The sequence below is a fragment of the Salipiger aestuarii genome (assembly GCF_003259905.1).
GTDB lineage: Bacteria > Pseudomonadota > Alphaproteobacteria > Rhodobacterales > Rhodobacteraceae > Salipiger > Salipiger aestuarii.
This window is the reverse complement of record NZ_QLMG01000002.1, coordinates 155299-173057: the sequence shown is the minus strand read 5'-3', so window position 1 is coordinate 173057 and position 17759 is coordinate 155299. Positions and strand designations below refer to the sequence as shown.

The following is a 17759-nucleotide window of genomic DNA, read 5'->3' as shown; positions in this document are numbered from 1 at the left end:
GCGGTCGCCAAGGCTCGGGAGCAGGTGGCCGGTGATGAGGAGACAACCCACATGCCCAAGAGCAATCTCAGGAAAAATCCCAGGCTGGCCACGCGCAGCATGGCCTTCGTGCTCGCGGGGGGGCGCGGTTCGCGGCTGCACGAACTGACCAACAGCCGGGTGAAACCGGCGGTCTATTTCGGTGGCAAGGGCCGCATCATCGACTTTACCCTGTCCAACGCGCTGAACTCCGGCATCCGGAAGATGGCGCTGGCCACGCAGTACAAGGCGCATAGCCTGATCCGCCACGTTCAGCGGGGATGGAATTTCTTTCGCGCCGAGCGCAACGAATTTCTGGACATCCTGCCCGCCTCGCAGCGGGTGTCCGAGGGGATGTGGTATCGCGGCACCGTCGATGCGGTGGCGCAGAACATCGACATCATCGACAGCTACGACATCGACCATATCGTGATCCTGGCCGGGGATCATATCTACAAGATGGATTACGAGCTGATGCTGCGCCAGCATGTCGAAGCCGGCGCCGATGTGACGGTGGGCTGCCTTACGGTGGACCGCCCCGAGGCGTCGGCCTTTGGCTGCATAGCGGTGGATGGCGCCGACCGCATCACGTCGTTCCTGGAAAAACCCAAGGACCCGCCGGGCCTGCCCGACGATCCCGACAAGACGCTGGTGTCGATGGGCATTTACGTCTTTGACTGGGCGTTCCTGCGCGAGCGGCTGCTCGAGGACATCTCGAACGAGACCTCCAGCCATGACTTCGGCCATGACATGATTCCCGACATCGTCAGGCACGGCAAGGCACAGGCCCACCGCTTCGAAGAAAGCTGCGTGCGCCCCCGCGAGGGTGCCCCGGCCTACTGGCGCGACGTGGGCACCGTGGATGCGTTCTGGCAGGCCAACATCGACCTGACCGATTTCGTCCCCGAACTGGACCTGTGGGACAAGGACTGGCCGATCTGGACCTATTCCGAACAGCACCCCCCCGCCAAGTTCATCCACGACGAAGAGGACCGGCGCGGGTCGGCTGTCAGTTCGATGATCTCGGGCGGGTGCATCATCTCGGGCAGCGAAATTCGGGAATCGCTGCTGTCGACCATGGTTCACACCAATTCCTATTCCTCGTTGCACCGCGTGGTGGCATTGCCGGATGTTTATGTGGCGCGGCACGCCCGTCTTGAGAACTGTGTCATCAACAGCGGGGTCATCATTCCAGAAGGGCTTGTCGTCGGCGAGGACCCGGACGAAGACAAGAAATGGTTCCGCGTCAGCCCGCAGGGCGTGACGCTCATCACCCAGCGCATGCTTGACCGGAGGGACGCCGAACGATGACCAGAGTACTTTCCGTTGCATCCGAATGCGTGCCATTGATCAAGACGGGCGGGCTGGCGGATGTGGCGGGCGCGCTGCCCGCGGCGCTCGCCCCCCACGGGGTCGAGATGCGCACACTGATCCCCGGCTATCCGGCCGTGATGCAGGGGATCGGCCGAAAAAAGAAGGTGGCGCAGTGGGACGAGCTTTTTGGCGGGGGCGCCACCATCTGGCGGACCCGCCTTGGCAAACAGGTGCTGTACGTTCTGGACGCCCCGCATCTGTTTGACCGGAAGGGCGGCCCTTACGGCGATGCGCAGGGGCGGGACTGGCCCGACAACCCCCAGCGGTTCGCGGCGCTGTCGCGTGTCGCCGCGACGATCTGCGCCGCCGGGATCGAAGGCTGGCAGGCGCAGGTGATGCATTGCCACGACTGGCAGTCGGGCTTTGCGCCGCTGTACCTGCGCGAGCTTGGCGGCGGCGACCGGGTCGCGTCGCTGATGACCATCCACAACATTGCGTTCCAGGGCCTGTGCCCCAGTTCCATGATCTCGGCACTTGATCTTCCGCGCTCGGGCTTCAATGAAAAGGGTTACGAGTTCTGGAACAATATCAGCGCGTTGAAGGCCGGTCTTGTCTACGCCGACAGGCTGTCGACCGTGTCGCCCACCTATGCGACGGAATTGATGACGCCAGAGTTCGGCATGGGGCTGGATGGGCTGTTGCGCGAACGCCAGGCCGATCTGGTCGGTGTTCTGAACGGCATCGACGAAACGATCTGGACCCCGCCCTATACCGACCCGGCGGGCAAGGCCGCGCATCGCGCGGCACTGCGCGCGGAATTCGACCTGCCGGACTGGCCCGGTCCGCTATGCGTGCTGGTGTCGCGCCTGACCCAGCAAAAGGGCCTGGACATCCTGCTACAAGCCCTGCCCGCGCTGCTGGATCGCGGCGGGCAGCTGGTGCTGCTGGGGTCGGGCGAGCGCGAACTGGAACGCGCGTTTCTTGGCTATGCCCAAAGCCATCCGGGCGTCGCGACCACGATCGGCTACGACGAGTCGTTGGCCCGCCGCATGATCGCGGGAGGCGACGCAATCCTTGTGCCGTCGCGGTTTGAACCCTGCGGGCTGACCCAGCTTTACGGGTTGCGCTACGGCACGCTGCCGGTGGTGTCCCTGACGGGCGGTCTGGCGGATACGGTGATCAACGCATCGCCCGCCGGATTGGCGGCTGGATGTGCAACCGGGCTGCAATTTCACCCGCTGAATGCACAATCTCTGGCCCAGGCGCTGATGACGCTGGTCAAGCTTCACGCGGATGGGCCAACTTGGGCGCGGATGATGGCGAACGCCATGGCCTCCCCGGTCAGCTGGGAACATTCTGCCGCGACCTATGCCGCGCTCTATGCCGAGATGGTTAAAACTGCATGACGACACCCGAAATCCTCGCCGGCCGCCCGGCGCCGCTGGGCGCCAGTTTTGACGGGGACGGCGTGAATTTCGCGGTGTTTTCGCAACACGCGACGGCGATCCACCTGTGCCTGTTCGACGAGCACGGTATCGAAACCACCCGCCTGGCAATGCCCGAGCGCGATGGTGACATCTGGTACGGCCGCGTGCCGGGGCTGACGCCCGGCCAGGGCTACGGCTATCGCGCCGAAGGCCCTTTTGCCCCGCGTGACGGACATCGGTTCAACCCGGCCAAACTGCTGCTTGACCCTTACGCGCATCGGCTGACCGGCCACCCGGTCTGGCACGATGCGCTGATGGGCGGGGCCGAGGCGCCCGATCCGCGCGACAGCGCGCGGTACATGCCAAAATGCCTGATCGAGGACACCACCTTTGATTGGGGCCACCACGAGCCGCCGCAAACCCCGCTGGAGGAAAGCGTGATCTACGAGGCCCACGTCAAGGGGCTGACCAAGCGCTTTCCGGGGGTGGACCATCCGGGGCATTTCCTCGGGCTGGCCTCGGACCCGGTGCTGGAACACCTCACCACGCTCGGGGTGACGGCGGTTGAGCTTTTGCCCGTACAGGCATTTCTCAACGACAGGTTTCTGGTCCAGAAGGGGCTGGTGAACTACTGGGGCTACCAGACGCTGGGGTTCTTTGCGCCCGATCCACGCTATCTGAGCCAAAGCAGCTTGTGGGAATTTCAGCACATGGTGGCACGGCTGCATTCCGTCGGGATCGAGGTGATCCTTGACGTGGTTTACAACCATACATGCGAAGGCGACGAAAACGGCCCCACGCTTAGCTTTCGTGGGCTGGACAACGCCGCCTATTACCGCCTGCACGACGACAAGCGGTACTACATCAACGACACCGGCACCGGCAACACGATCGACATCGACCACCCGATGGTGCTGCGCATGGTGATGGATTCCTTGCGCCACTGGGCCACGACCATGGGGGTCGACGGGTTCCGGTTCGATCTCTGCTCGACGCTCGGGCGTACCAAAACCGGATTCGACCCCAATTCGGCATTTTTCAAGACCATCCGCCAAGACCCTGTTCTGGCGACCAAAAAGCTGATCGCGGAACCATGGGACATCGGTCCGGGCGGCTATCAGCTTGGCGCCTATCCGGCGCCTTTTTCGGAATGGAACGATCAGTACCGCGACGGCGTGCGCCGGTTCTGGCGCGGGGATGTCGGCCATGTGCCGGTGCTTGCGGACAGGATCACCGGGTCTGCCGGGATCTTCGATCATTCAGGGCGCCATGCCACGTCATCGGTGAATCTGCTGACTGCCCACGACGGGTTCACCCTGACGGACGTGGTCAGCTACACCGAAAAGCACAACACGGCCAACGGCGAGGACAATCGCGATGGCCATGGTGAGAACTACTCGGACAATCTTGGTGTCGAAGGGCCAACCGACGACGCGGCCATCAACGCCGCCCGCACCTTGCGGCGCCGCAACATGCTGGCAACCCTGCTGCTCAGCCAGGGCACCCCGATGATCCTGGCGGGGGACGAAATCGGCAACACCCAGGGCGGCAACAACAACGCCTACGCGCAGGACAACGACATCGGCTGGCTTGACTGGGACAGGGCCGACCCCGAATTTACCGCCTTTACGCGATGGCTGATCGGTTTTCGCAAATCCCACCCGATCCTCCGGCAAAAGCGTTTTCTGCATTCGGTCCCGCGCAAGGTCGACGGGGTCATCGATCTGTTCTGGTGGCGTCCGGACGGGGCCGAAATGACCCGCACCGACTGGACCAACGGCGATCTGCATGTGCTGTGCGCCGAATTTCGCATGGCCAGCGGCACGCCGCTTTACGCTCAGCGCGAAGAGGCGATCTATCTTGCGTTCAATGCCGGAAACGCGGTCGAGCTGACGCTGCCCGAGATGACGGGCGGTTTTCGCTGGGTGCGTCATGTCGACACCGCAGACCCGAAGTTGTCGGCCGAGCCGGTGGGCACCACCTACGCGATGCAAGGTCAATCCGTAATCGCGCTTGTCGAGGAGCCCGCATGACTGACCAGACCCTGGACACCCGCGCCAAGCGCGCGGGAATCATGCCTGATTTCCGTGACTTGTTCGGCGAAATTCAAGTCACGTCTCAAGACACCAAGGCCGCCCTGCTGTCTGCCATGGGTCTTGCGGATGTCGACCTGCCCGAGCCTTCCGGCCTGCCGCGCTGGCATATCTGCGTGCCGGGACAACCAGTCGGGCTGGACATGCCCGCGCCATGGACACTTCACCTTGAGGACGGCACACAAAGCGAAGGCCACGGCGCCGTGCCGCCCCTGCCGCTGGGCCGGCATCTGCTGGAAAGCGACGGCGCACGCTGCTGGCTGCTATGCGCGCCAGAGCGGCTGGACCTGCCGCCCCGGCTGTGGGGCCTTATGGCGCCGCTGGCCTGCCTGCGCAGCGAGGCGCAGGGCGGGCTTGGCAGCTACGACGATCTCGCGCAGCTTGCCGAGGTGGTTGGCGAGGTCGGCGGCGCGTTCCTGGGCGTCAACCCGATCCACGCCGGGTTTCCGACCGAACCGGGCGGGTTCAGCCCGTACACCCCCAGCCACCGCCGCCGGTTTTCGCCGTTCTACCTGCCCACGGCGGCGCAGGCCGACAGTCCGGGCCCGATCCTGAACCTTCCCGAAGAAATTCCAGCGCGCTTTCAGGCGCTTGAGGCGGAATTTCACGCGGCGCCTCCAGGGGCCGAATTTGATGCCTATCTGGCCCGCGAAGGCGCGGCGCTGCATCAGTTCGCCACCCATCAGGCGCTTTCGGAAAAGCTTGGAACCTATTGGAATAAATGGGATACTCGCTATCAGGACCCATCGTCCGATGCCGTCGGAAAAGCCGCGCATGATTTGTCTGACAGGGTGCGCTTTCATGCCTGGCTGCAATATTGCACCGAAGGCGCGCTGTCGCAGGCGCAGATCCGCGCCAGGGCGTCGGGCATGGGGCTGGGCCTTTACCTCGATCTTGCGGTCGGCACCCATCCCGCAGGCGCCGAAACCTGGGCGGATCGCGCCAGTTTCGCCTTTGGCGCCAGCCTGGGCGCGCCACCTGACGCCATCGCGCCGCAGGGGCAGAACTGGGGCCTTGCGCCGTTCAACCCCCGCCACCTGATCGACACCGGGTTCGAGGCGCTCGCCCTGACCCTGCGGCAACAGCTGCGCTTTAGCGGGGCGCTGCGCATCGACCACATCCTTGGGTTCGAACGCGCCTACTGGGTGCCCGACGGGTTGCCGGGTGCCTATGTGGCCATGCCGCGCGAGGCAATGCTGGCCGTCACCCGGATGGAGGCCGCGCGCGCCGGCGCTGTCATCGTGGGCGAGGATCTGGGCGTGATTCCGGACGGGTTGCAGCAATCGCTCATCGACAGCGGCATCCTTGGCTGCCGCCTGACCATGTTCGAACACGACGGCGACCCGCCCTGGTACAAGACCCCACAGGAATACCCCGAGGGGGTCATCGCCAGCTTTTCGTCGCATGATCTGCCCACCTGGAAGGGCTGGCGCGCCGGACGCGAGGTCAGAACACGCGTCGAGCTGGGCATCACGCCGCCCGAACACCTCGACAGCACGCTGGCCTGGCGCGGACGCGAGGTCGCAGGCTTTGACGGTGCGACCGAACCCTGGCGCGACGGCGCCCCCCCTGACAGCGTCGAGGCGATGGCAGGCTTTCTGGCCGCCACATCGGCGCGTATGGTCGCGATGCAGGTCGAAGACGTCTTGGAAATGGACACCCAGCCCAACCTTCCCGGCACCGTCTGGGAATATCCGAACTGGCGCCAGCGCCTGCCCGTCGGTGTCGACGGCATCAAACACGCGCCGCTGCTTGCAACGACCGCCCGGATCATGAAACGTGCCGGGCGATAGGAGACGACGATGACCACATTCCGCACCATCCCCACCGAGCCGATCGAGGGCCAGAAGCCCGGCACCTCGGGGCTGCGCAAGAAGACCGCTGTCTTTCAGGGCCACCACTATCTGGAAAACTTTATCCAAAGCATCTGGAACGGTATCGGCGGCGTCCAGGGCAAGACGCTGGTGCTGGGCGGCGACGGCCGGCATTTCAACAGCCAGGCGGCGCAGGTCGTGCTGCGCATGGCGGCCGCAAGCGGTGCGAAAAAGGTGATCGTGGGCAAGCGCGCGCTGCTGTCGACACCGGCGGCGTCGCATCTGATCCGCAAGAGGGGCGCGGATGGCGGCATCATCCTGTCGGCCAGCCACAACCCCGGCGGGCCGAACGGCGATTTCGGCGTCAAGTTCAACAGCGCCAACGGCGGCCCCGCATCGGAATCGGTCATGGCCAGGATCTTTGACGCCACAAAGGTGGTGTCCGAGTTGCACATCGCGGAATCCCAGGACATCGGGCTGCGCACGCTCGACACGCTGACCCTTGGCGACATGGAAATCGAGATCGTCGATCCCGTGACCGATTACGCCGCGCTGATGCAGGAATTGTTCGATTTCGACGCTATTTCGGGGCTGTTCAAGTCGGGTTTCCGGATGCGGTTCGATGCGATGCACGCGGTGACCGGCCCCTATGCCCGCACCATTTTGGAAGAAATCCTCGGCGCCCCGCCCGGCACGGTGATGAACGGCCTGCCCCTGCCCGATTTCGGCGAAGGCCATCCCGACCCCAACCCGACCTGGGCAAAGCAGCTTTGGGACGAGATGATGTCCGACAGCGGCCCCGATTTCGGTGCGGCGTCAGACGGCGATGGCGACCGCAACATGATCGTGGGGCGCAAGGCCTATGTCTCGCCCTCCGACAGCCTTGCGGTGATCGCGGCGAACGCCACGCTGGTGCCGGGCTACCGCGACGGTCTGAAGGGCGTCGCACGGTCGATGCCGACCAGCCAGGCGGTGGACCGCGTGGCCGCCAGGCTGGGCATAGACTGCTATGAAACCCCCACGGGCTGGAAATTCTTCGGCAACCTGCTGGACGCGGGTCGCGCCACGCTGTGTGGCGAGGAAAGCTTTGGCACCGGGTCCGATCATGTGCGCGAAAAGGATGGCCTCTGGGCGGTTCTGTTCTGGCTCAACATCCTCGCGGTCAAGGGCGGGTCGGTGGCCGAGCTGCTGGATGCGCATTGGGCCGAATACGGGCGCAACTATTATTCGCGCCACGATTACGAGGCGGTGGATGCGGCGGCCGCCAACGGTCTGATGGATCATGTGCGCGGCCAGCTTGCCAGCCTGCCGGGGCAGAGCTTTGGCGCGCTGACCGTCGAGACGGCGGATGAATTCGCCTATGACGATCCGGTTGACGGGTCGCGGTCCGAAGGTCAGGGCCTGCGGATCGGCTTTGCCGGGGGCGGCCGCGTCGTGCTGCGCCTGTCGGGCACCGGCACCGATGGCGCGACCTTGCGCGTCTACCACGAAAAGGTCGAGGAAGACGCCGCCAGGTTCAACCTCGACCCGCAAGAGGCGCTGGCCGACATCATCGCCGCCGCCGAAACCATCGCAGGGATCAAGGCCCGCACCGGACGCGACGCGCCCGATGTGATTACCTGACCCCGTCGAGACCCTGCGCCGTCGCGCTGATGGTGGGGTCGATGGCGTTTCCGACGCTCGGCGACGCCTTTATGTATCTGGCCACGGGGCAGAGGGCATCGCCGGGGCAGGTCATGGTGATGCCCGGACTTGGGGGCGCGGTGCTGTTCGTGCCGGTGCCCCCGCTGCGCGTGGCTGCGGGGCTTTGCAACCCTCCGCGCGACCGCAGCCGCGCCCGACAGCACATTGCGGGGCTGCCCCCCGGCCCGGTCGCACGCGGACGACTGGACAAGCGGGCGGGCGATGATTACCGCTTGAGCCATGGATGCCGCTTTTCTCGTGACCGCCTTTGCGACGCTGTTCGTGGTGATCGACCCGATCGGCCTGACGCCCGTGTTCATCGCGCTGACGCAGGGCGCGACGGGGGCGCACCGGCGCGTGCTGGCGCTGCGCGCCTGCGCCATCGCCGCGGCGATCCTGTTGCTGTTCACGTTCTTTGGCGAGGCGGTGCTGGGCTTCATCGGGATCTCCATGTCCGCGTTTCGCATCGCGGGGGGCATTTTGCTGTTCATTACCGCGCTCGACATGCTTTTCGAACGCCGGTCCAAGCGGCGCGAGGACAAGGCGGGCGAAGACGGCGCCCTGCCCGACCCTTCGGTTTTTCCCATCGCCATCCCGCTGATCGCGGGGCCGGGCGCCATCGCCACGATGATCCTGCTCGCCGGTCAGACCACCGACGCGCTTGGCATCGCGGCGGTGATCGGCGTCATGCTGAGCGTCGTCGCCATGGTGCTTCTGCTGTTTCTGACGGCAGGTCTCATCGAACGCGCGCTCGGGCACACCGGCATCGTCGTCGTGACCCGCCTTCTGGGCATGCTGCTGGCCGCCCTTTCGGTGCAGTTCGTCATCGACGGAGTGCGCCATATCGCGGTGTCCGGCTAGATCCGGGCGGGCCGCGCCCCCATATCAGCCCCGACCCGCAGGAGCCGCGCCCGTGCCCGATTTCGACATTGCCCGCCTTGCCTATCTCAGCCTGCTGGCCAGCGCGCTGATCGCGCTCATGGTGTTTCGCAATCGCACGCGCACCGCGCTCAAGCTGCAATATGCCGGGGCCTGGGCGCTGATTATCCTTGGGGCCATCGCCGCGGTGGGCTTGTGGAAGGACATCCGCGCCACGGTGCTGCCGCAGCAGGCGGTGTTTGCCGATCAGGGCCGGATCGAATTGCCGCGCGCGCCGGACGGGCATTACTACGTCTCGGTCGATGTGAACGGCGTGCCGACCCGCTTTGTCGTCGATACCGGCGCCTCGGGCATGGTGCTGACGCGCCGCGACGCCGAGCGCGCGGGCATCGACGTGACGGATCTGCTTTACAGGGGCGAGGCTCACACCGCCAACGGTCCGGTGCGCACCGCGCCGGTGACGCTGGATGCGGTGGCGCTTGGCCCGTTCAGCGACCGTAACCTGCGCGCCTATGTCAACCAGGGCGACATGACCACCTCCTTGCTGGGCATGAGCTATCTGCAACGCTTTGACAGGCTGGAAATCGCCCGGGGGCGGATGGTGCTGGAACGCTAGACGGACGCCGCGCCGGGGGCTTTGCTGGCTTTGCGCGCCCCGGCCCCGCATCCCGCATCACCGTCAGAACCATGCGCGGTTTCGGGAACCTGACCGTTCCGCCAAGCGCAGGGATGGCCCGGACCGCAGACTGAAAAGCCGGCCCGTCATACGGCCGTCCGGCCTGTATCGCGTCGCATGACCGGCGGCCTTGCCTGACATGGCAAGGTGCGGGGCGTTCCGGAGGGCCGGTCGCGGCATCGCGCGCGGCTTTTCCCTGCGCTCCGTCCGTGGCAACGGGTTGTGAAACCCCGCCCGCGCGCCCTATCTAGGGGGTGGAACGCAGGAACGGCAAAAAGGGCGCGCGGCGGTGCAGATCTTTGTGGGGCTCGGCAATCCGGGCGCAAAATATGAACGCAACCGGCACAATATCGGCTTCATGGCGATGGACCGGATCGCACAGGATCACGGTTTTTCGCCGTGGCGCGCGCGATTTCAGGGCGAGATGTCCGAGGGGCGCCTTGGCGGCGACAAGCTGGTGCTGCTCAAGCCTGCCACCTTCATGAACCTCTCGGGGCAGTCGGTGGGCGAAGCGATGCGCTTCTTCAAACTCGATCCCGCCGATGTCACCGTCTTCCACGATGAGCTGGACCTTGCCCCCGGCAAGTGCCGCGTCAAATCCGGCGGAGGCCACGCCGGCCACAACGGGCTGCGTTCGATCCATGCCCATATCGGCGAGGCCTATGACAGGGTGCGCCTGGGCATCGGGCATCCGGGACGCAAGGATGCGGTGGCGGGCTATGTGCTGCATGATTTCACCAAGGCGGATCAGGATTGGCTGGAAGATCTGCTGCGCGGCATTTCAGACGGCGCGGCTGCGCTGGCGGGCGGCGACAAGGGCCGGTTCCAGAACGCGGTGGCGCTGCGGGTGAACCCGCCGCGTTCCTCGACGACGCGCCCCGCCCCCCCCGCCCCCGATGCCCCCACACCGCCGCGGGCCGACGCCCCCACCGCGACAAAGCCCCCCGCGCCCCCGTCGGATGACACCCGGTCCGCGCTGCAAAAGCTCGCGGACAGGTTCCGCTAGCGCACTGGACAACATCGCGCGCGTTTGCCACCCTGCGATCAACCGCCTCTTCGGATCTGGACGCCCTTGCCCCTTTCGCAGCAGAAAGAGACCCGACATGCCCCCGATGGCCCCCCCGGTCAACGTCCTGAACCAACCGCTTCAGCCCTGTTCGACCGACCCGCTGACCGGATATTTTCGCGACGGCGCGTGCAACACCTGCGCGCAGGACAGCGGCAGTCATACGGTCTGCGCCGTGATGACGGCGGAATTTCTGGCCTATTCGGCCTATGTGGGCAACGATCTCAGCACCCCGCGGCGTGAATTTCGCTTTGCGGGGCTGAAGCCGGGCGACAGCTGGTGCCTGTGCGCGATGCGCTTCCTGCAGGCCCATGACGAAGGCTGCGCGCCCAAGGTGTCGCTGCGCGCAACCCATCTTCGGACGCTGGACGTTGTGCCGCTGGAGGTTCTTCGCCAGCACGCCGTCTGAGGCGTGCGCGCTTCGCGCCGGGGTCAGGCGCCGCCGGGGAATCGCACCCTTCGCACAACGCGGGCGCGCGACCCTGGACGTTGTCCGAATCCCGGTCATGGCGGTTCGGACCGAAGGCGGCGCCTGCCGTGCCCCCGGCAGCACCGGGCGGGCAGCATCGGTCGGGCAGCATCGGTCGGGCGGCGGGGCAGGATCCGCGATTCCAGACGATCATGCCCCGAAGCACCTCTGGGGTACACAAGCGGCACAAAGGGGCACGCAGCGAACGACTGTCAGCCGGGGGCACGGCAAGGCCGACACAGCCCTGACCTGTGCGGTTGCACACGCCGCCCCGCCGGGTAACATGCGCCCCAAGCTTGGCGCACCCCCCAGACAGGAGCTCGGACCATGTTCGTTCCCTTTTTCGAAAAACTGCGCGCCGCGCAGGTGCCGGTCGGCCTGCGCGAATACCTGACCTTTCTGGAAGCGATGAAGGCGGGGCTGGTCACCTACGATCTTGAAGGGTTCTACTTTCTGGCCCGCACCGCGATGGTCAAGGACGAACGCCATCTCGACCGGTTCGACCGCGCCTTTGCCGCCGCCTTCAAGGGGATGGAAACGATCAACTCCGAACAGGTGATGCAGGCGGTCGACCTGCCCGAGGACTGGTTGCGCAAGATGGCCGAAAAGCACCTGACCCCCGAAGAGCGCGCCGAGATCGACGCGCTTGGCGGGTTCGACAAGCTGATGGAAACGCTCGCACAGCGGCTCAAGGACCAGGACGGCCGCCATCAGGGCGGCAGCAAGTGGATCGGCACCGCCGGCACCTCGCCCTTTGGCGCCTATGGCTACAACCCCGAAGGCGTGCGCATCGGCCAGGACGAAAGCCGCCACCGCCGCGCCGTCAAGGTCTGGGACAAGCGCGAATTCCGCAATCTGGACGACAGCGTCGAGCTGGGCACGCGCAACATCAAGGTGGCGCTCAAGCGGCTGCGCAAATGGGCGCGCGACGGGGCCCATCAGGAGCTGGATCTGGACGGCACCATCCGCGCCACCGCCGAACACGGCTATCTTGACGTCAAAACCCGCCCCGAGCGGCGCAACGCGGTCAAGCTGGTGCTGTTTCTGGACGTGGGCGGGTCGATGGACGCGCACATCCGCGTCGTCGAAGAGCTGTTTTCCGCCGCGCGGGCGGAATTCAAGCATCTGGAACATTTCTACTTTCACAACTGCCTTTACGAAGGTGTGTGGCGCGACAACGCCCGCCGCTGGGATGCCCAGACGGCGACAACGGATGTGCTGAACACCTACGGGCCGGATTACAAATGCGTCTTTGTGGGGGATGCATCGATGTCGCCTTACGAAATCGCCTATCCGGGCGGCGCGTCTGAACATTGGAACGCCGAGGCCGGACAGACCTGGCTGGAACGCGCCCGCACCCAATGGCCCCACCACCTGTGGATCAACCCGGTGCCGGAAACCCAGTGGCACTATACCCAGAGCATCGGCATGATCGGCGAGATCTTTGAAAACAGGATGGTGCCGATGACGCTGGAAGGCATTGATCGCGGCATGAAAGAGCTGTCGCGATGATTCTGGGGGTGGATGCGGGTGGTACGACCTGCCGCCTCGCGCTGGAACACGACGGGCAACGCACCGAGGTGACGCTGGGCGCCGCGAATGTGACCAGCGATTTCGACGCGGCGGTGACGGTGCTGCGCGCCGGTCTGGCGCAACTGGCGCAAGAGGCCGGGTTGTCTCTGGATGCGCTGCGCCCCTGCCCCGCATGGCTTGCGGTTGCCGGCGTGACCGGCCCCGAGATGGCGGACCGTCTGCGCGCCGCCCTGCCGCTTGAGCGCGCCACGGTCGACGAAGACCGCCGCGCCGCCCTGGCCGGTGCGCTGGGGGACCGCACCGGCTGCCTTGCCGGGATCGGGACCGGCAGCTTTCTTGCCCGTCAGGACGGTGCGACATTCGTTACGCTTGGCGGGCACGGGCTGGTGCTGGGGGACGAAGGCTCTGGCGCGTGGCTGGGGCGCGAGTTGCTGTCCTATTGCTTGCGCGCCCATGACGGGCTGGAACCGATGACGCCGCTGGCCGAGACGGTGCTGCGGGATTTCGGCGGCGTCGTCGGCATCGTGGCGCTTGCCGCCCGCGCCACACCGCAGGATTTCGCCCGCCTCGCGCCCAGGATCACCGAATCGCAGGATGCCGCCGCGGCGATGCAGATGCGCCGCGGGGCTGCCTGGCTTGCGACGGGGCTGAATGCGCTTGGCTGGTCGCCCGGAGAGCCGATCTGCCTGATGGGCGGTGTGGCGCCCGCCTACGCCAGATGGCTGCCCCGAGAGATGGCCGAAAACCGCGTGCCCCCGTCGGGTACCGCGCTGGACGGGGCGCTTTTGCTGGCGCGGCGGGCCGGCTGAGCGCATCGCCCCCTGACGGGGCGCAAAACCCGAGCCTGGTCCGGGATCGGCTGGCACGCTCCGGACGGCCGGCGCGGCCCCCCAGGAGACATTCCGGTCGGCAAAAGCCCCGCCACGGCGCCGCGCGTTCAGAATTCGACGTCGAGTTCTTCGATCTCTTCGGGTTCGGCCAGGGCGGCGGCGATCCATTCCTTCATCGGTGCCCAGTCCAGAACCGTGTCGATATAGGCTTCCAGCCGCGGTTCGAGCCTGACCGCATAGGTGCGGAACCGGGTGCAGACCGGGGCATACATCGCATCCGCCAGCGTCGGCGGGCCGAACAGGAACGGGCCGCCGTAGGCGTCAAGGCACTCGGTCCAGATCTCGCAGATCCGCGCCACATCGGGCCGTGCGCCTGAAAAGATCTTGAAGTTGTCGTGCCGCGCCTTGAGGTTCATCGGCAGCGCCGAGCGCAGGTTGTGAAACCCCGCATGCATTTCGCCCGAGATCGCCCGGCAATGCGCGCGCGCGACCCGGTCGGCGGGGTACATGCAGGCCTCTGGGAACGTCTCGTTCAGATAGCCCGCGATGGCCTGCACGTCCCAGACCTGGATATCCCCGTGCACCAGCCGGGGCACGCGCACCGTGGGCGAAAGCAGCAGCAATTCCTGCCGCGCGTTCTCATCATCGGGATTGACGGGCATTTCATCGAAATCCAGGCCCGACATCTTGCACAAGAGCCAGCCGCGCAGCGACCAGGACGAATAGTTCTTTGATGAAATCGTGAGCGTTGCCTTGGCCATCCGAGCGTTCCTGGATCTTCATGCTGCAGTGCGTCATGATTTTTGTCGCACGCTCTTCCGGTCTTGGCTAGACCATTCATGAAACAAGGGGATGGATCGACGTGCTTTATGCAGCCTACCAAAGTTTTGACGATATTCTGGCCCCTTTTCGCTCTGCGGCGCTCAGATGTCTTGCTTTCACCCCCCGCAGGATGGGCGCGGTGCTGCGCCGTCAGACGGCGATGATGGAAATGATGTCGCGCTTCCAGCTCAGCCACGAGCGGCCGAGTTTCGGCATTCATTCGGTCAGGGTTCAGAACCGCGACGTGCCGGTAACCGAAGAGGTGGTGCTTGACCTTCCTTATGGCAATCTGCTGCGTTTTCGCCGCGACATCGACACCGACCAGCCCAAGGTTCTGGTGACCGCCCCGCTGTCGGGACATTTCGCCACGCTGCTGGCGGGAACCGTGCGCACCCTGCTGCGCGATCACGATGTCTACATCACCGATTGGAAGAACGCGCGCGACGTGCCCCGGTCTGCCGGGGCCTTCGGGGTCGAGGATTACATCGACTACATCATCCGCTTCATGGAGGCGATCGGCCCCGGCGGGCACATCCTTGCGGTCTGCCAGCCCTGCGTGCAGGCGCTTGCCGCCGTCGCGGTGATGTCGGAGGATCGCAACTCCGCCACGCCCCGGTCGATGACGCTGATGGCCGGCCCGGTGGATGTGCGCGAAAGCCCGACCGCGGTGAACGAACTGGCGAACGAAAAGCCGCTGTCGTGGTTCAAGAGCAACGTCATCTCGACCGTGCCGCTGCGCCATCCGGGCGGCGGACGCCGGGTTTATCCCGGATTTGTGCAATTGACCGCCTTCATGTCGATGAACATGGAACGGCATCAGTCGCAGCACCGCAAGCTGTACGACCACCTGTCCAGGGGCGAAGCCAGCGAAGCCGCGCGCATCAAGGATTTCTACGACGAATATTTTTCCGTGCTCGACCTGACCGAGGAATTTTACATCGAAACCATCGACCGGGTTTTCCAGAAGGCAGAACTCGCGACCGGCGATCTGACCTTTCGCGGGCGCAAGGTCGATCCGTCAAAGATCCGCAACACCGCGCTGTTGACGGTCGAAGGCGGGCGCGACGACATTTGCGGACTGGGTCAGACCACGGCCGCGCACGATCTGTGTTCAACCCTGCGCCCACATCTGAAACGGCACCATCTGCAGGCCAATGTCGGACATTACGGGGTGTTCAATGGCCGGCGCTGGGACAACGAAATCTATCCGGTGGTGCGCAACATGATCCTTGCGATGGAATAGTCCGGCCCCGCCGGAAGGCCCAGACCCGCCCTGCGAGCTCAGGCCAGCATGATCACCCCGACCCCGCCCGCGCAGAGCAGCACAACCACCGTCAGCAGCCGCATGGGCGTGCAGCGATTCCACACCGGCGTCGTGCTGTAGCACTCTCCGCAGCGCCGCGAGCCAAACCGAAGGTTGTGGCCGCAGTGCCCGCATTTGAAAATTCTCAACACGTCTGACATCGGTCGAGCACCCGGAAAGATATTGTTGCATCCTGAAAATTCTACCTATGACTGTGCCCAAGGCTCAAGGAAATGCAACCCCGCGCGATCATATGCCGCCACAGAAGCACCCAACGTCCGCGTTTGCATATTTCGTGATCGTACACCGTGGCGCCGGGTGTCGGCCCCCGCTGCTCTTACACCGGGCCGCAAGCGGGGGGCGGGCTGCGGTGCTTTTGGACAAGCGCATCCGGCATCAGAACGAGACGCAGCAGATGGCCACCGACTGTCTTTGGTTCGGCGCCAGGCAGCCCCCGGACACGGTCAGATCTGACACGCCGCGACGTCGGCGGACCTTGATACGGCACAACGGTTGGGGCTTGAACATCCCTTCCGGAGGCACTAGTTGGGGAGGTGAGAGGTTGGCGCGGGCAGGCGCCTCGCCAACCCGGTCAGGTCCGGAAGGAAGCAGCCGTAACGAGCCCCGCTTGGGTCGTTGTCCAGCCTCTCACTCACTCCCCGTCGATGCGCTTGATATTGCTGAAGTCCCCGTTTTTCATGGGGCATGCGCTACAAGACCTGCTACAAACAGGTGCTTGAGACTGGTATGAAACATGTAAGGCGCACGCGGGAAAAAGCGGACAGTCCGGGTCGCCGTTCCGAAAGAGCCGCGCCCCATCCCAGGCAAGCGGGAACTCGTGGAAACTGGCCTACCCGACGATCCGCGTGAGCGTGAGGCGCATCGCATCATCAACAGGTTCGTGGATGGCAAACGAAGACAGCACCACACCGAAAGGCCGCCCTGTGCCGCGGCCTCTTCGACTTCAGCACGCAGCATCCTGACCTCGTCGCCGATCACCGCCGTCTGCCAGTTGCCGGTTGCCGCGTTCAAAGACGCCGTTCAAACGCGGCCTGATCGCCGGGGATCGACCGCGACACGCCGTCTTCCGGCGCCCCTTTCAGAGGCGTGCAGCGCGCCTTCCCGCATTCTCCGACAGACAGCCAATCCGAAGCGGTTTTCGGGGGCCGGGTCAACGGAAGGTCTGCCCTTCGCAGGGTGCGTACAAGAACTTTGGGCGGGTTATCTTGACAGGGCTGCGCGATCCCTGAAACCTAATCGCAAGATCAGGGAATCCCCCTGCACGCGGGTCAGAACTCTGCGCCGAACCCGTCATCCGCAGACGAACATCCAGGACGACAATGCCCTACCGCTGGGAAACCGACCGCCCGAACATGGCCGAATTACATCTGTGGCCGCATCAGTCACTGACCGCGCATGGCTTTTCCGTTTTCATGGCCAGCTTTTTTCTTTTGGCGATCCTGCCGGTGTTCTGGCTGATCGGAACGGTTCTGTTGTGGGGGCTGCTGCCATTCATCCTGGCCGCCATTGCCGGGTTGTGGTGGGCGTTGCGACATAACAGCCGCGAGCGATCGGTGCTGGAAGTGCTGACGCTCGGACCGCAAACGGCGCGGCTGACCCGACACAATCCGCGCGGTCCGACGCAGGACTGGCAGGGCAACACCCACTGGCTGGCGGTCGATCTGCACGTCACCGGCGGCCCCGTGCCCCATTACGTCACCTTGCGCGGCGGCGGACGCCAGGTTGAGATCGGCGCGTTTCTGAGCGAAGAAGAGCGCAAGGCGCTCTTTGTCGAACTGAGCGACAGGGTGCGGCTGCTAAGGCGCGCCTGA

Annotated in this window: 15 protein-coding genes and 1 other RNA gene; 14 read left to right on the top strand and 2 right to left on the bottom strand. The window is 65.2% G+C overall.

What is annotated here, in order from left to right:
- Positions 1-51 precede the first annotated feature (51 nt).
- The 11 genes from glgC (at position 52) to ATI53_RS02145 (ending at position 13781) form a co-directional block, all read left to right on the top strand.
- Complete coding sequence (gene glgC / locus ATI53_RS02195) at positions 52-1329, top strand: glucose-1-phosphate adenylyltransferase (protein ID WP_009504939.1); 1278 nt, start codon at positions 52-54, stop codon at positions 1327-1329.
- A complete protein-coding gene (glgA, locus tag ATI53_RS02190) occupies positions 1326-2738 on the top strand; it encodes a glycogen synthase GlgA (protein WP_111549634.1) in 1413 nt (470 codons plus the stop codon). The genes glgC and glgA overlap by 4 nt, the downstream gene beginning before the upstream one ends.
- Positions 2735-4792, top strand: a complete 2058-nt coding sequence (glgX, locus tag ATI53_RS02185) for a glycogen debranching protein GlgX (protein WP_009504937.1) — start codon at positions 2735-2737, stop codon at positions 4790-4792. Before glgA ends, glgX begins: the two co-directional genes overlap by 4 nt.
- Positions 4789-6645, top strand: a complete 1857-nt coding sequence (gene malQ / locus ATI53_RS02180) for a 4-alpha-glucanotransferase (protein WP_111549633.1) — start codon at positions 4789-4791, stop codon at positions 6643-6645. The genes glgX and malQ overlap by 4 nt, the downstream gene beginning before the upstream one ends.
- A 9-nt stretch (positions 6646-6654) precedes the next feature.
- Complete coding sequence (locus ATI53_RS02175) at positions 6655-8289, top strand: alpha-D-glucose phosphate-specific phosphoglucomutase (RefSeq protein WP_111549632.1); 1635 nt, start codon at positions 6655-6657, stop codon at positions 8287-8289.
- Between the two features lie 300 nt (positions 8290-8589).
- On the top strand, positions 8590-9210 hold the full coding sequence (locus tag ATI53_RS02170) for a MarC family protein (protein WP_009504933.1): 621 nt from the start codon (positions 8590-8592) through the stop codon (positions 9208-9210).
- A 52-nt stretch (positions 9211-9262) separates the two neighbouring features.
- Entirely contained in the window at positions 9263-9844 is a 582-nt protein-coding gene (locus tag ATI53_RS02165) for a retropepsin-like aspartic protease family protein (protein ID WP_009504932.1), read from the top strand.
- Positions 9845-10193: 349 nt separating this feature from the next.
- Positions 10194-10910, top strand: coding sequence for an aminoacyl-tRNA hydrolase (gene pth, locus ATI53_RS02160; RefSeq protein ID WP_111549631.1), 717 nt, complete (start codon positions 10194-10196; stop codon positions 10908-10910).
- A 97-nt stretch (positions 10911-11007) separates the two neighbouring features.
- Positions 11008-11379 carry a DUF2237 family protein gene (locus tag ATI53_RS02155; RefSeq protein ID WP_009506545.1) on the top strand — a complete coding sequence of 124 codons (372 nt, stop codon included), beginning with the start codon at positions 11008-11010 and terminating at the stop codon, positions 11377-11379.
- 387 nt (positions 11380-11766) lie between these two features.
- Positions 11767-12951 (top strand): vWA domain-containing protein, encoded by a 1185-nt coding sequence (locus ATI53_RS02150; RefSeq protein WP_009506546.1) that lies wholly within the window; start codon positions 11767-11769, stop codon positions 12949-12951.
- Complete coding sequence (locus ATI53_RS02145; protein ID WP_009506547.1) at positions 12948-13781, top strand: glucosamine kinase nucleotide-binding domain-containing protein; 834 nt, start codon at positions 12948-12950, stop codon at positions 13779-13781. Before ATI53_RS02150 ends, ATI53_RS02145 begins: the two co-directional genes overlap by 4 nt.
- Positions 13782-13909: 128 nt before the next feature.
- Here ATI53_RS02145 and ATI53_RS02140 read toward each other — a convergent pair whose 3' ends face one another.
- Positions 13910-14563: a glutathione S-transferase family protein gene (locus tag ATI53_RS02140; protein ID WP_009506548.1), complete on the bottom strand. Its 654-nt coding sequence runs from the start codon at positions 14561-14563 to the stop codon at positions 13910-13912.
- Positions 14564-14664: 101 nt separating this feature from the next.
- Between ATI53_RS02140 and ATI53_RS02135 the strand changes: the two genes are divergently transcribed.
- The gene (locus ATI53_RS02135; protein WP_034453428.1) at positions 14665-15867 is read left to right on the top strand and encodes a polyhydroxyalkanoate depolymerase; all 1203 of its coding nucleotides are present in this window, start codon (positions 14665-14667) and stop codon (positions 15865-15867) included.
- A 38-nt stretch (positions 15868-15905) separates the two neighbouring features.
- Here ATI53_RS02135 and ATI53_RS22895 read toward each other — a convergent pair whose 3' ends face one another.
- Positions 15906-16088, bottom strand: a complete 183-nt coding sequence (locus tag ATI53_RS22895) for a hypothetical protein (RefSeq protein WP_146609874.1) — start codon at positions 16086-16088, stop codon at positions 15906-15908.
- A 395-nt stretch (positions 16089-16483) separates the two neighbouring features.
- Between ATI53_RS22895 and ffs the strand changes: the two genes are divergently transcribed.
- Positions 16484-16580, top strand: an RNA gene (gene ffs, locus ATI53_RS02130) — signal recognition particle sRNA small type.
- 687 nt (positions 16581-17267) lie between these two features.
- Positions 17268-17759 carry a DUF2244 domain-containing protein gene (locus ATI53_RS02125; protein WP_009506551.1) on the top strand — a complete coding sequence of 164 codons (492 nt, stop codon included), beginning with the start codon at positions 17268-17270 and terminating at the stop codon, positions 17757-17759.

Excerpts from the sequence above, each read along its gene's own strand:
- ATI53_RS02150 (WP_009506546.1), top strand. The coding sequence starts at position 11,767 with ATGTTCGTTCCCTTTTTCGAAAAACTGCGCGCCGCGCAGGTGCCGGTC.
- ATI53_RS02155 (WP_009506545.1), top strand. The coding sequence starts at position 11,008 with ATGCCCCCGATGGCCCCCCCGGTCAACGTCCTGAACCAACCGCTTCAG.
- ATI53_RS02140 (WP_009506548.1), bottom strand. The coding sequence starts at position 14,563 with ATGGCCAAGGCAACGCTCACGATTTCATCAAAGAACTATTCGTCCTGG.
- malQ (WP_111549633.1), top strand. The coding sequence starts at position 4,789 with ATGACTGACCAGACCCTGGACACCCGCGCCAAGCGCGCGGGAATCATG.
- glgX (WP_009504937.1), top strand. The coding sequence starts at position 2,735 with ATGACGACACCCGAAATCCTCGCCGGCCGCCCGGCGCCGCTGGGCGCC.
- glgA (WP_111549634.1), top strand. The coding sequence starts at position 1,326 with ATGACCAGAGTACTTTCCGTTGCATCCGAATGCGTGCCATTGATCAAG.
- ATI53_RS02175 (WP_111549632.1), top strand. The coding sequence starts at position 6,655 with ATGACCACATTCCGCACCATCCCCACCGAGCCGATCGAGGGCCAGAAG.
- glgC (WP_009504939.1), top strand. The coding sequence starts at position 52 with ATGCCCAAGAGCAATCTCAGGAAAAATCCCAGGCTGGCCACGCGCAGC.
- ATI53_RS22895 (WP_146609874.1), bottom strand. The coding sequence starts at position 16,088 with ATGTCAGACGTGTTGAGAATTTTCAAATGCGGGCACTGCGGCCACAAC.
- ATI53_RS02170 (WP_009504933.1), top strand. The coding sequence starts at position 8,590 with ATGGATGCCGCTTTTCTCGTGACCGCCTTTGCGACGCTGTTCGTGGTG.
- ATI53_RS02145 (WP_009506547.1), top strand. The coding sequence starts at position 12,948 with ATGATTCTGGGGGTGGATGCGGGTGGTACGACCTGCCGCCTCGCGCTG.
- ATI53_RS02125 (WP_009506551.1), top strand. The coding sequence starts at position 17,268 with ATGCCCTACCGCTGGGAAACCGACCGCCCGAACATGGCCGAATTACAT.